Raw genomic sequence first — 717 nt, 5'->3', positions numbered from 1 at the left:
ACCGCATAGCGTCGGCCTAAGTCTGTATAACTGGTATATGCGTCATCGACTGGTAGATTGAGTTCCTTGCTGGCAAAATCTCTAAGCGCTTGAGATAAAATCAGACGCTTTCGAAGCTCCTCAGAGGTTTCATCATCCGCTAGCAGTGTCTCAACAGGCTCTCGATTCCACAAAAGAGAGGTTTGGCCATTTAACAAATGTGAATAATAACTAACTGAAGAACAAGCACTCAGCAAGGTCACAGACGACAAACACAGGGCACCAAGCCCCAAAACCTTTAATCGCTTTCGCAAGCACTTCCCCTTTTTACGACAAAGCCTCGAAGGCTGGCTTGAATTATAAAAAGAGCTTTTAGATTCGAGCTCTTAAGTGACCCGCATCAAGATTGGTGAATACTGAATATCGTCATTCACTAGAAATCATTTTATGATTAGATCATTCTTATGAAGAAAGAATCTGACCACAGGATTAGAATCTATGTCAACAAAGTGGCACACCTTAAATACTGAAGAATGCGCAGAAGCTCTGAATTCAATAATAGAAAAGGGCCTAAGTAAACAAGAAGCGCAGGAACGTTTAACTACACAGGGAGAAAATATTCTGGAACAGGCCAACACCCGCCCTTGGTGGAAGGTGATCATGGCTCAGTTTCAGGATGTAATGATTATGGTGCTACTCTGCGCGGCGGCGATTTCCGGTCTAGTCGGTGAAGCCGTG

Annotated in this window: 2 protein-coding genes; one reads left to right on the top strand and one right to left on the bottom strand. The window is 43.8% G+C overall.

Going from position 1 to position 717, the window contains the following annotated elements; genetic code table 11:
* Positions 1 to 293: aminopeptidase (locus A3729_RS24740; protein WP_197476050.1), on the bottom strand; the 293-nt coding region annotated here is incomplete at its 3' end.
* 184 nt (positions 294 to 477) lie between these two features.
* Between A3729_RS24740 and A3729_RS24735 the strand changes: the two genes are divergently transcribed.
* A partial coding sequence (locus A3729_RS24735) for a cation-transporting P-type ATPase (RefSeq protein WP_156498116.1) occupies positions 478 to 717 on the top strand: 240 nt, incomplete at its 3' end.

It is taken from the genome of Oleiphilus sp. HI0043 (assembly GCF_001634935.1).
The sequence above is the reverse complement of the archived record's forward strand: the minus strand, read 5'-3'. Positions and strand labels throughout refer to the sequence as shown.